This window comes from Desulfovectis peckii, from assembly GCF_055391705.1.
In genome coordinates, this window is the sequence record NZ_AP042409.1 from 974799 (window position 1) to 988121 (window position 13323).

Below are 13323 nucleotides of genomic sequence, written 5' to 3' on the forward strand. Positions count from 1 at the left end.
GTGCGAAAGCCAGCTGTTACATTATTAATCTTGGCAACTATTATGCTTTTACTGGTGGGATGCGGTAAACAAGAAGAAGAGCAAAAAACGGCAAAGGAAAGTTTAGTACCTGTTGAAGTTATTAAAGTAACTAAGTCAGATTTAAGCAAAGAAATAGAAATGACCGGTGAGGTAGTACCGGGAGAAGAAGTAACGATAACGCCTAAAGTATCAGGGCGAGTGGTAGCGGTACATACTGAAGTCGGTCAGTCAGTTAATCAGGGAGCTGCTATATTTGAAATAGACGATACAGACTATCAAAATCAGTTAGCTAATGCACAGGCCGGATTGTCAATTGCAGAAATAAATCTGGAACAGACCCAAAAAGAATATGACCGTTACAAGCAGTTGTATGATGCCCAAGCTATTTCACAGGCAGACTTTGAAAAAATAGAATATGCTTTAAAAACAGCCCAGGCAAACGTTGAACAAGCAAAGGTAAATTTGCATATTGCTCAAAGTAATTGTTCAGAAGTAACAGTAACATCACCAATTGCCGGCAAGATAGCCGCTTTAAATGTTAGAGTGGGTGAAATTGCTTCACAGCAAGTACCGGCTGCTGTAGTTGTCAGTTTAAACCCGGCTAAAATTAAACTAAATATGCCGGAGAGTTTGGTTGGCAACATAAAATTAGGCCAAAAGGTTAAGGTTGAAATTGCTGCCATTGGCAAAACACTGGAAGGGACAATAACTTCAGTGGCTCCGAAAGCTGATCAGCAGACCAAATCTTTTCCGGTGGAAGTGCAGATTCCTAATAATGATCAGAAAATATTTGCCGGCATGGTAGCCAAGCTTCAGCTTTCTACCGGCACGGTTAAAAATGCTATTGCCGTTCCGCACGATGCGGTGATAGATGATAACGGCATTAAGAAAATATTTGTTGTAGAAGATGGAGTTGCCAAAGAGCGTATAGTTACTTTAGGTGTTAAAAGCATTGATAAAGTGCAAATTGTTGAAGGTTTAAAGGAAAATGAACAGGTAATTGTTAAGGGCAACAGATTGGTAGGCGACGGACAAAAGGTAAAAATTGTTAATAAGCAAATTACAGATAAGTCAGGAGTGAACTAGTGTGAAATTAACAAGTCTGTCTGTTGATCGTCCGGTCGCCATATCAATGGTGCTAATAGCACTGGTTATTTTAGGTTTGTTTTCTCTACCGAGATTAGCGGTTGATTTGTTTCCGGATATGGAACTGCCGGTATTAGTGGTAGTTACTAATTATGAAGGTGCTGACCCCGCTGAGGTGGAAAAAGTGATCACCAAACCACTGGAATCAGCGGTCGGTACTGTTGCTAATTTGGACAGCATCCGATCAACGTCATCTACCGGCAATTCACTGGTGGTGATGATGTTTAAATGGGGCACCGACATTGATAACGCCGCAAATGAAGTGCGCGACAAAATAGATAGGTATAGGAGTATGCTGCCGGATGATGCCGGAACACCGATGATCATTAAAATGGATCCAAGCAGTATGCCGATTATGGCATATTCAATTAGCGGTAGGGATATTGACGAGCTGACCGATATTGCTGAAGATGTCATTCAAAGTAATTTAGAACGGGTTGAAGGTGTTGCTTCCGTTCAATTGTATGGCGGTCAGGAGCGGGAATTTCAAGTGCTTTTGGACCGGGCCAAAATGGAAGCTTACGGTTTGACGGTCAGTCAAGTGATGGCAGCGATTGCTGGAGATAACATTACCGGCACAGCCGGCTCGGTGCAACAGGGCAGAAGTGAAATGGCCATTCGGGTGCGGGGTGACTATACATCCGGCGATGATTTATCAAATATTCAAGTATCGCTGGCTACCGGCGGAACCATTAAATTATCGGATATTGCCGATATAAAAGATACTTATAAAGAAACCACCCAAATGGGTTACGTTAACGGCAAACAAGCCTTGGCACTTATACTGTTTAAGGCGTCAGGAGAAAATACCGTTCAGGTTGCCGAAGTAGCTAAAGCAGAAATTGAGCGACTAAATAAAATATTGCCTGATGATATTGAGTTAACCGAGGTAATGGATACCTCTCAATATATTAGAGATACAATTAATACCGTTATTGAACACGCATTACTTGGTGCCATTTTAGCGGTAATTATCTTATTTATGTTCTTGCGCAGTGTGCGCAGCACCGTTGTAGTAATTACCGTTATACCCTTTGCCATTATCGCTACCTTTACCATGATGTTTTTTGCTGATCAGACTATTAACTTGCTGTCACTGGGTGGTTTAGCATTAGGTCTGGGATCCCTGGTTGACTTTTCCATCGTTGTTTTGGAGAGCATATTCCGTTATCGGGAAAACGGATACAATGCCATTGATGCCGCTAAATCCGGTTCAGCGGAGGTCGGCAGTGCAGTGGTGGCGTCTGCCATGGCCCAATGCGTTGTTTTTGCCCCGATGATATTTGTTGAAGGGCTGGCCGGCATACTAATGGGGCCAATGGCGTTGACGGTAGTGATATCACACATTGCCGCGTTATTTGCCGCCTTAACACTGACACCGATGATGAGTTCCCGACTGTTAAAGAATGTAACGCCCTCTACTGTTCTTCCTGAGGGCAAAACGGCTAATCCCCTTATTTTATTTAACCGGGGCTTTGCTAAGTTAACAAAACGCTACAGCAGGTTGTTAAATTGGTCGTTAGAACACAGAAAAACTGTTATTATAGTTACCCTAGCGTTATTAGTTGCCAGTTTGGCGGCTCTACCGTTGGCAGGAATGGAATTTATGCCGTCAATGGACCAAGGGGAAATGACACTGACCATTGAGCTGCCTCCAGGTACCTCATTGGAAGAAACCAGGCAGGTAACTGCTGATGTTGAGGAAATTATTGCCCGGGAATTACCGGATAATAAGCTTATTTTCAGCCGGGTCGGTACCAGCGATATGGCCGGTATGGGTACATCGAACAGCAATGAGGCCAGTATTTACTTAAAGCTTTTACCGGTCAATGAGCGGGATTATTCAGTAGAGCAGGCTGCCGAAAAACTGCGCACTGCCTTAGCCGATATACCTGACGCTACTATCAGAGTAGAAGTCAGCCAAACTATGAGCACCGGTAAGCCAATAGAAATAACTATTAAAGGTGACGATATGGAGGTATTGGCCGAATTAGGCGCGCTGGTTGCTCAAGCAATTGAAGAAGTGGAAGGAGTCAGAAACGTCACCAACTCTTTAGATGAAGAACGGGCGGAAGTGCAGGTAAGTGTAAATCGTGAGCACGCTTCAATCTACGGTTTGTCCGCATCACAGATCATGTCTGCGGTTCGCGTAGCATTTGACGGGCAGATTGTTGGTCAGGTGCGTACCGGTGATAACGAAGTAGATATTCGTTTAAAATATGCAGATGATTATGATGAAACAATGGATCAGTTAGAAAGCTTAATGATTACTTCCCCTAGCGGAGCAAGGGTAGCACTGAGCTCGGTAGCGGATATCAATGTCGTTGACGCACCGATGGAAATTAGCCGGATGGATCAGTCCAGAATAGTATCTATCCAAGCAGATATTACCGGACGTGATTTGGGAAGCATAAATCAAGACATTGAAACGCTGTTAAGTTCAATGGCTTTCCCTGCCGGTTACACCTATGAAATCGGCGGCCAAACTGAAGATATGATGGAAGCTTTCGGCCAGTTAGTTTTGGCTTTGATATTGGCCATAGTGCTGGTTTACATGGTAATGGCCGCGCAATTTGAATCTTTATTCTATCCCTTTGTAGTCATGTTTGCAGTGCCACCGACTATAGTGGGGGTAGCACTGGGATTGTTAGTAACCGGTATATCCCTTAGCGTAGCTGCCCTCATCGGCTGCATCATGCTGGTGGGTATTGTACTGAACAACTCGATTGTTTTGATTGACTATGTAAATACCTTAAGAAAACGAGGCTTGGAACGTGATGAAGCACTAAAACAAGCCGGACCAATCAGATTGCGGCCGATTTTAATGACCGCATCGGTTACGGTGTTAGCGATGCTGCCATTGGCCTTTGGTGTCGGGGAAGGTTCAGAAGGCATGAAACCAATGGCCGTGGTGATCTCTTTCGGTTTAACGCTGTCTACATTGATTACCTTGGTGTTTGTTCCGGTAGTTTATGCGGTGTTTGATGATGTTGGCAAAAAAATAAGCCATCGGCTGACAAAAATAAAGTGGCCACAACTTAAAAAACACAACAATCACACAACAGATGCCTAAATTTACAAATAAGGGCGCACCTGCTGACTACGTTTTTAGTAGATAGCAATGCGCCCTCACAAATTAATGCCCGGCAGCTTTATTAAGGCAGATTGTCGGTTTAATTTTTCAACTGAATAGCTAAAGAACTATTCTACTATTAGCTTGTTTTGTGATATTATTTAGAAAATAATGAACATTTTTACAAAAGGTTCTGCTATTGTTTTAGTCGAAATTTTTGTTATACTACGAAATATGTAGAAAGTCAGGTTGTGAAAATTTGCGCTTATAAATTTGACCTATCTAATAGATCTACAGGTTGGAGGGAACAACATGTATAAGATTGTGCATAAAGAAATACTATCCCCACAGATTAAATTGTTTGAAATAGAGGCACCTAAAATTGCCTCGAAAGCTAAGGCCGGGCAATTTGTTATTCTTCGGCTGGATGAAAAAGGAGAACGTATACCGTTAACAATTGCCGATTATAACCGGTCTACGGGAACCGTGACCATTATATTTCAAGAGGTGGGGCGCACGACAAAAGAACTGGGTAAGTTAAATGCCGGAGACTTTATTACCGACTTTGTCGGTCCCCTTGGCCAACCCACTGAAATTGAAAATTATGGTCGAGTGGTGTGTGTTGGCGGCGGTGTCGGTGTGGCCCCGATCTATCCTATTGCCAGGGCGCTTAAAGATGTCGGTAATGAAGTAATCTCCGTTATTGGTGCCCGTAACAAAGAATTGTTATTTTGGGAAGAAAAAATGGCGGCAGTAAGCGATCGGTTAATTGTTTGCACTGATGACGGCAGCTACGGACAAAAAGGCTTTGTCACAGATGCGGTCAAACAACTTGCTGAAGAAACTAAAATCGACCGAATTTGGGCTATTGGGCCCATGCCGATGATGCGGGCAATGGCTGCCACAACTAAGCCTTTAGGCATAAAAACTATTGTCAGCTTAAACCCCATTATGGTAGACGGCACAGGCATGTGCGGTGCTTGCCGGGTTAGTGTAGGCAATGAAACAAAATTTGCTTGTGTAGACGGTCCGGAATTTGATGCTCATTTAGTTGACTTTGATTTAGCAATGCTTCGTTCGGCATATTACAGAGAAGAAGAAAAAAGGGTAGATGCCGGCGGCAACTGTGGATGTGGAGGTGGTTGCAAATGCAGCAAGTAAAGAAAAGGCATGAAATGCCTACCCAACACCCAAAAGAAAGAATAGGCAACTTTAACGAAGTGGCTTTGGGTTACAGCGAAGAAACAGCCTTAGCCGAAGCAAGCCGCTGTTTAAATTGTAAAAAACCCAAATGTGTAGAGGGTTGCCCGGTAGAAGTGCCCATTCCTGAATTTATTGCTTTGCTCAAAGAAGGTGATTACAAAGGGGCCATTCAAAAAATTAAAACCAAAAACAATCTGCCGGCTGTTTGCGGCCGAGTTTGTCCACAAGAAAACCAATGCGAAAAGTACTGCATATTAGGCAGGAAGGGTGAACCGGTTGCCATCGGTCGTTTGGAACGTTTTGTTGCTGACTATGAACTGGCCCATGGCGGTGAGCCGGTTGAAAAAATGCCTTCAACCGGAAAAAAGGTGGCGGTAGTCGGCTCCGGACCGGCAGGATTAACTGCTGCCGGAGATTTGGCAAAAATGGGTCACCAAGTGACGGTATTTGAAGCACTGCATGTAGCCGGCGGAGTTTTAATGTACGGAATTCCGGAGTTTCGCCTGCCAAAGGAAATAGTACAAAGTGAAATCGAAAAGATTAAAGAATTAGGTGTGGAAATAAAAACCAATTATGTAATTGGTCAGCTGGATTCAGTGGATGAATTGCTGGCAGCAGGTTATGATGCAGTGTTTATCGGCACCGGTGCGGGATTGCCGTATTTTATGAACATTCCCGGTGAAAACTTAAACGGCATATACTCTGCAAACGAGTTTTTAACCCGCACAAACCTAATGAAGGCATATAAATTTCCGGAATATCTCACCCCAATTAAAGTAGGTGAGCGGGTAGCGGTAATCGGTGCCGGCAACGTAGCTATGGATGCCGCTCGTACGGCGCTGCGTTTGGGTGCTAAAGAATCCTATATCGTTTATCGCCGCTCAGAAGCAGAAATGCCGGCCAGAAGAGAAGAAATTGAGCATGCTCGGGAAGAAGGAGTTAAGTTCATTTTGCTAACCAGTCCGGTAGAATTTTTAGGAGATGAAAGCGGCAAGGTAACCGGTATGAAGTGTATTAAATTTGAGCTGGGTGAACCTGATGCTTCCGGACGCCGCCGTCCGATACCGATTGAGGGTTCAGAATTTGAAATGCCAATCGACAATGTAGTGCTGGCTTTGGGGCAAGGACCTAACCCGCTGGTTCCCCGGACAACCCCCGGTTTGGAAATAACCCGCAAAGGCAACATTGTAGCAGATGAAGAAACTTGTGCCACCTCTAAGCCGGGAGTATTTGCCGGCGGAGATATTGTCACCGGTGCAGCTACAGTAATTCAAGCAATGGGTGCCGGGAAAAGAGCTGCCCGGGCTATTGACCAGTACTTAAGAAGCAAATAAACTATCGTTAAATAGCAAACAGGGCAAGTGGGCACTTGCTCTGTTTTTTTATTGGGCTGTCGATAATATATAAGTATTTCTAAAAAAGGATATTTTTCGTTCTTAAAGAAAATTTAATATCATTAGCTGATTGCATTAGGAGGGGTTGAACATGACTGTTGCTCATGATTTTTTAACTAAATTAACTGCTCAGCGGGAGGAAAATCGGCAAGAACATGGTAATGATAACCGTACCATGCGGGAGTGGGCAATGATCTCTGTTGAACACATGGGGCATTTATTGCGGGAAATAAACCACAAAAATTATGAAAATATAGAAAAGGAACTGTTTCATGTAGCGGCACCGCTGTTAGAAATTTATCATCAGCTGCATACTTTAAAAGAATCTCAGTAGTTTCATTTAAGACAATAAAAAATTTGAGTATATTTATATATATCAGGTAAGTCATAACAGCTTTTGATAAAAAATTAGGAAGATTCCAGACATTAAAGGAAATCATTGTTTGACAGCGAAATGTATACATAATCTAAATAACACATTTGGAGAGATTACAGTGTTTGATTATGAAGCTACTGACTTTTTGCATGACATATTAGAAAAGAAACTGAAAATCAACCCTTGGGCCCCAATTATCAAGCATGTTGATCAAGCTCGTTTAAAACAGTTAGATTTAAACGAACTGCATTTTCGGGCAGTGATAAACACCGCTTCCGATCATCTGTTGGTAGAGCTATTCCCCGGGCCGGTAATAATTTTAGATGAGGACGGCAGTATAGTCTCTGCCAATGAAAGTGCACTGTCCTGGATGGGTAAAAACTTTTATGAAGTAGAAGGTGAATTTATCGGGGACTTGTTGTTCGATCGGCGGAGAAAAAGCCATAAAAATCAGTTTTTAAGCCCGATTATCGAGGTGCTGGTAAAGGATAAAGAATGCTTTTTAGCAAAAAGCTATGTAACGACTACCCTTTTTACTAACCCGATATCAGTTGAAATCAGTACCAAAAAAATAGTTAATCGCGATAAAGCTTTTTATATCGTAGTAATTTGCCATGAATTTTCAGCCGGCAGTTTTGACAGAGAAATTATTGATTTATTTACTAAACTTTTTGCCGACAGTCCGGAAACTTTATTATATTTTACCAAGTACATTTCAGGATTAGATGTTCATACCCGTGGACATTGTAAACAAGTTGCCGAAATTGCGGGCATAATTGGCTTGGAAATGGGCTTAAGCGAGCAAGAATTGGAAAGCCTGTATATTGCGGCAATGCTTCACGATATTGGAAACCTGGCCGTTTCTCCAGAAATTCTGCACAAAAAAGGTAAATTGACACCGGCAGAACGCAAGGAAATGCAAATTCATCCGGTGGCCAGTGCCGACATATTGGAAGAAATTGAGATATTTCAAGAACTGGTACCTTATGTTAGGCACCATCATGAAAGGTATGACGGTACAGGTTATCCCGATGGATTGCGTGGCGAACAAATTCCGTTGATATCCAGAATATTGGCAGTAGCGGATGCTTTTGATGCCATGACTTCTTATCGGCCGTATCGTGAACAACAATTAGACATGAAAGAAGTGCGCCGGGAATTATTGGCAAATGCAGCCACTCAGTTTGACCCTGCGGTAGTAAAAACAACGATAGAATTAATCGATAACCATAAATTAAAGCCGCTTCACTGTGGGTATTAAAAGTTGTACACATTTTTAGGGAAAAATAAAACAGGCACCAATCATACTGATGATTGGTGCCTGTTTATGCTGTATACTTTTTACGAATCTTTTTATTATGGAGGCAAATATGGACAACCGGCTAATCATTAATCAGATTTCGCAGGCATGTGGAATAAATGCTCAACAAGTAATGGCGACGGTAAAACTTCTTGATGAAGGCAATACAGTGCCCTTTATATCGCGCTACCGCAAGGAAGCCACTGGGGAACTTACCGAGGTAGAAGTGCGGGAGATTGAAGAAAAACTGAAATATTTCCGCAACTTGGCTAAGCGTAAAGAAGAAGTATTGCGCAACATTGAAGAACAGGGGAAGTTAACTGCAGAACTAAAGGGACAAATTGAAGCCGCTACTAAGATTACCGAAGTGGAAGATTTGTACCGGCCATACCGTCCCAAACGCCACACTCGCGCCTCGGCAGCCAAAGAAAAAGGCTTGGAGCCGTTAGCGGACTTTTTGCTGTCCTTTCCTAAACATGGAGATGTATATTCTGAAGCTAAAAAATACATTTCCGAGGAAAAAAAGTGCTAACCGTGGAAGATGCCCTGCAAGGTGCCCAAGATATAGTTGCCGAGAGGGTGGCGGATCATCCCGAGGTTAGGGGTTGGGTCAGAAACTATATGTTTAAGCAGGGAGTGCTGACGTCAACAAATAAAAAAGCTGATAAAAAGTCAGTTTATGAAATGTACTACGAGTTTAGTCAGCCGGTAAACAAAGTATTACCCCACCGCACCCTGGCTATCAATCGCGGTGAAAAAGAAGGTTTTCTGAAAGTAAAAATAGAAGTAGAAGAAAAAATTATTTTAGAACACTTATATAAAAATTGGCTTCAACCGGGAAGCATTACCGCTGAGTATGTAGAAAAAGCAATTAAAGACGCCCTCAACCGCCTGATGCTGCCGGCAGTAGAAAGAGAGGTGCGCAACGAGCTGACGGAAGCCGCTGAAGAACAAGCAATTAAAGTATTCAGTAAGAACCTGCGTCAATTGCTGCTGCAGCCGCCGGTACAGGGCAAAACCGTGTTAGGTGTGGATCCCGCATACCGAACAGGATGCAAATGGGCTGTAGTAGATGACACCGGAAAACTGCTGCAGGTGGGGGTTGTTTATCCCACGCCGCCGCAAAACAAAGTAAAAGAGGCAAAAGAAGAATTTAAACGATTAGTGGATAAGTACAATATCGATATTATAGCAATCGGCAACGGTACTGCTTCGCGGGAAACCGAGGCATTTGTAGCGGATTTTATTAAAGAATATACTCAAAAACAGTTGCAGTATATTATTGTCAGTGAAGCCGGTGCCAGTGTATATTCAGCTTCTAAGCTGGCCGGTGAGGAATTTCCTGAGCTTGATGTTGCCGAACGCAGTGCGGTATCTATTGCCAGAAGGCTGCAGGACCCACTGGCGGAACTGGTAAAAATTGATCCCAAATCACTGGGAGTCGGTCAGTATCAGCATGATGTTAACCCCAAAAAATTAGAAGAAAGCTTAGCTGTTGTAGTGGAATCAGCCGTTAACCATGTCGGCGTGGACGTAAATACCGCCTCTCCGGCACTGCTTTCTTATGTAGCCGGCATTAACAAAACAGTTGCCAACAACATTGTAAAATATCGTCAGGAGATCGGCCGCTTTAACAATCGAAACGACCTAAAGAAAGTTCCGCGTTTAGGGGCAAAAACATACGAACAGTGCGTCGGTTTTTTGCGGATTTTTAACGGTGAGAATCCATTGGACAAAACGCCGATTCATCCGGAATCATACCACATTGTTGAGGCACTGTTAAAAGAAATAGGCTGCCGGTTGAGTGATGTTGGCAGTAACGAAATGCGTTTACAATTAACTAAGCTGAATATAGAAGAAACTGCTGAAAAAATCGGTGCCGGGGTGCCCACGTTAAAAGACATTGTGGCATCTTTAATTCGTCCCGGACGCGACCCACGGGAAGATCTGCCTAAACCGATTTTGCGTACTGATGTTCTCACTATTGAAGATCTGGAACCGGGAATGGAACTTAAGGGTACGGTGCGCAATGTAGTGGATTTCGGCGCATTTGTGGATATTGGGATTGGGGTGGACGGTTTAGTTCACATTTCGCAAATTGCCGATTATTATATTAAGCACCCTTTAGAGGCGGTAGCGGTGGGTGACATTGTAACGGTTTGGGTATTGGATGTAGATACTCAGCGTCAGCGCATTGGACTGACAATGCGTCAAAATAATCAGTAAAAAAATATATTCACTGTATAGGGTTTGTGATATAATACACATATCATAAACTTGGAAATTATATAATTATGGAGGGGATTTTTGTGAACTTACTGATCATGGGACCACCCGGTGCCGGTAAAGGTACGCAAGCTGAAAGAATGGTTAAGGAACTGCAGATTACCCATATCTCTACCGGTGACATGTTCCGTGCAGCCATTGCCAATGGCACGGAAATGGGTATGAAAGCTAAGGAGTACATGGATAAAGGTGCCTTAGTACCCGACGAAGTGGTTATTGGAATGGTTAAAGACCGTTTGCAAGAAGAAGATTGCAAAAAAGGTTTCCTGTTAGACGGTTTTCCGCGCACGGTAGAACAAGCTGAAGCTTTGGATCAAACATTAAAAGAGCTGGCTATTAAGCTTGATGCAGTGATTAATATTGAAGTACCGTTGGACAAGCTGATGGCCCGCTTAACCGGTCGCCGTGTGTGCAAGAACTGTGGTGCTTCTTACCATGTTCTGTTTAATCCTCCTAAAACAGAAGGTAAATGTGACAGCTGCGGCGGTGAATTATACCAGCGTTCAGATGATAATGAAGAATCTGTAAAAACCCGTCTTGATGCCTATATGGAGAAAACCCAACCGCTGATTGATTATTATAAAGAAAAAGGCATTTTGAAAAACATCAACGGTGACCAAGAAATAGATAAAGTTTTAGAAGATATTTTGGCAGCTGTAAAGTAAATGATGGAAAATAAGCTGAAGCACTGCGAGCTAAAAGCTTCGATGGTGCTTCAGTTTTTTTGTGTATGGCTGGGCTCCACGCCGACCTGCAAAGAAAGGCACAGTTAAAAGCAACTGCAGTGAAGGCCGCCAAGGCATTTACCTACGCAAACACGCCGGCACCTATAATTGAACGAGCTCCGCCGCCTCCGGGCCGGCGGCCGTGTACTTTCATCCTAAATTTTTTAATCAGATGAAAGTGAACTCGCTGACGCTCAAACAGTCCTCGGCGCTAATCCTCCGTTAGCAATGCTCTTTGAATTAGCGGGCTATCGTTTGCTTCGGTAAATGGCCTTGGCGGCAAAGTAACCCTGCATTTATGAGAACAAGAAAGTTGCTTTTTTATCTTAAATAGGTAAGGATGTTGGGTTGAAGGTGCAGCTTTCTTTATCGTCGCTTGCATTTAACTGAAACAGGCAGGAAAGTACCCTGCCTGAAGAAGATTCTAATCTATAATTACGGATGAATTTCGTTGTTTGTTAACGGCTGTGGCGGATGCTGCGGCAAATAAGCCTTTCCGGACATCTGCATTTTTTTGGAATGTAAATGGGCACTTTCACCGTATTGTTGCGCCCATTTTTCCGCTTTTTTGTTTTCTAAGGCGGCAAAGACAGTTGCTTGTTTGGCATGACTGTCGACAATTTTAGCGGCCGTTTTGCTGTCGATAATCGTACCCGGCCCCCCAACACATCCATGGGGGCAGCCCATCCCTTCCATGAAATTAGCGTCTAAAGTGCCTTCTTCCAACTGCTTTAACAAGCGGTTGCATTCCTTTAATCCGTCTCCATAGACAGCCTTAACTTCATATTGAGGTGCCAACTGTTTTATTGCCCGGGTAATGGCTGCAGTAACACCTCCGGTATGGGCATAAATGCGTCCGTCGTGGGACGCATCAGTCAGCTCTTCAGTGCCCAAACTTCCGTCCAGTGGCACATCAGCGGCTTCAAACAATGCCATTGTTTCTTTGTAAGTTAATACACAGTCAATAGCGGGCTGAAGATCCGGTCTTTTAGCTTCGGCTTTTTTGGCAATGCATGGTCCGATAAAAACTACCCGACATTCCGGCTCACGCTGTTTTAACATTTTGCCCATGGCAATCATTGGTGAAACCGAAGGTGATAACAAGTTGCTTACCTTTGGTCGGATTTTTTCCACTAATTTAATAAACGCCGGGCAACAGCAGGATGTAATCATAAAATTTTTCCCTTTTTGCATTCTGTCTATATATATTTCCGCTTCATGCCGGGTGATAACATCTGCTGCCATGGCAACTTCATATACATCGGTAAAACCGATACTTTTCAGTGCCCCTTTGATTATTTCCGGGGTGGCTTTTTCGCCAAATTGCCCAACGAAAGACGGGGCTAAAATAGCATAAACCGGGTAATCTTGGCGTTGCATAATCATGGCGGCTACCTGCGCGAACTCCGATCTGGTGACAATGGAACCGGTAATGCAGTTGTCTACACATAATGTGCACTCTACACATCTGTCTTCATTGATGGTGATTTTGCCGGATTCATCCTTCGCGATGGCTCCGGTCGGACACAGGTCAACACAGGGCTTGTTATCTAAGCAGTCATCACAGGCACCTTCTATTAATTGTACCAGTAGCGCACTTTCGCCCCTGTCTTCATCTAAAAGCAGAGACAGCCTTTTTTCTACTCTGTCTTTCCAAAAATCATAATCAGGGTCATTTTTATCGATGCTTTCATTTAATATCCGCTGAACTAGTTTATTGCGTTCAAGGGCTGCTCCTTCTCTGATTTGTCGGGCTAAACTAACCAGCAGACGGTGAGCAAATTCATTGGGATTCATAG

General features: G+C 43.4%; 8 protein-coding genes and 1 pseudogene. 8 read left to right on the forward strand and 1 reads right to left on the reverse strand.

The features are described 5' to 3' along the window. From ACZ5NG_RS04915 to ACZ5NG_RS04950, 8 genes and pseudogenes are all read left to right on the forward strand, one after another. Window positions 1-1107, forward strand: a complete 1107-nt coding sequence (locus ACZ5NG_RS04915) for an efflux RND transporter periplasmic adaptor subunit (RefSeq protein ID WP_464252873.1) — start codon at window positions 1-3, stop codon at window positions 1105-1107. 1 nt (window position 1108) lies between these two features. Continuing rightward, on the forward strand, window positions 1109-4240 hold the full coding sequence (locus ACZ5NG_RS04920) for an efflux RND transporter permease subunit (protein WP_464252874.1): 3132 nt from the start codon (window positions 1109-1111) through the stop codon (window positions 4238-4240). A gap of 312 nt (window positions 4241-4552) precedes the next feature. Continuing rightward, complete coding sequence (locus ACZ5NG_RS04925; RefSeq protein ID WP_464252875.1) at window positions 4553-5401, forward strand: sulfide/dihydroorotate dehydrogenase-like FAD/NAD-binding protein; 849 nt, start codon at window positions 4553-4555, stop codon at window positions 5399-5401. Next, complete coding sequence (gene gltA, locus ACZ5NG_RS04930; protein WP_464252876.1) at window positions 5389-6777, forward strand: NADPH-dependent glutamate synthase; 1389 nt, start codon at window positions 5389-5391, stop codon at window positions 6775-6777. Before ACZ5NG_RS04925 ends, gltA begins: the two co-directional genes overlap by 13 nt. Window positions 6778-6928: 151 nt before the next feature. After that, complete coding sequence (locus ACZ5NG_RS04935; protein ID WP_464252877.1) at window positions 6929-7171, forward strand: hypothetical protein; 243 nt, start codon at window positions 6929-6931, stop codon at window positions 7169-7171. 160 nt (window positions 7172-7331) lie between these two features. After that, entirely contained in the window at window positions 7332-8474 is a 1143-nt protein-coding gene (locus ACZ5NG_RS04940; RefSeq protein ID WP_464252878.1) for an HD-GYP domain-containing protein, read from the forward strand. Between the two features lie 109 nt (window positions 8475-8583). Beyond that, window positions 8584-10739, forward strand: a pseudogene (locus ACZ5NG_RS04945) (Tex family protein). An 83-nt stretch (window positions 10740-10822) separates the two neighbouring features. Further along, window positions 10823-11464, forward strand: coding sequence for an adenylate kinase (locus tag ACZ5NG_RS04950; protein WP_464252879.1), 642 nt, complete (start codon window positions 10823-10825; stop codon window positions 11462-11464). Window positions 11465-11959: 495 nt separating this feature from the next. Here ACZ5NG_RS04950 and ACZ5NG_RS04955 read toward each other — a convergent pair whose 3' ends face one another. Continuing rightward, the gene (locus ACZ5NG_RS04955; protein ID WP_464252880.1) at window positions 11960-13321 is read right to left on the reverse strand and encodes a [Fe-Fe] hydrogenase large subunit C-terminal domain-containing protein; all 1362 of its coding nucleotides are present in this window, start codon (window positions 13319-13321) and stop codon (window positions 11960-11962) included. Window positions 13322-13323 lie beyond the last annotated feature (2 nt).

What these genes read in the sequence shown, in the direction of transcription:
- ACZ5NG_RS04935 (WP_464252877.1), top strand. Translation starts at nt 6,929, where the DNA reads ATGACTGTTGCTCATGATTTTTTAACTAAATTAACTGCTCAGCGGGAG.
- ACZ5NG_RS04925 (WP_464252875.1), top strand. Translation starts at nt 4,553, where the DNA reads ATGTATAAGATTGTGCATAAAGAAATACTATCCCCACAGATTAAATTG.
- gltA (WP_464252876.1), top strand. Translation starts at nt 5,389, where the DNA reads ATGCAGCAAGTAAAGAAAAGGCATGAAATGCCTACCCAACACCCAAAA.
- ACZ5NG_RS04955 (WP_464252880.1), bottom strand. Translation starts at nt 13,321, where the DNA reads ATGAATCCCAATGAATTTGCTCACCGTCTGCTGGTTAGTTTAGCCCGA.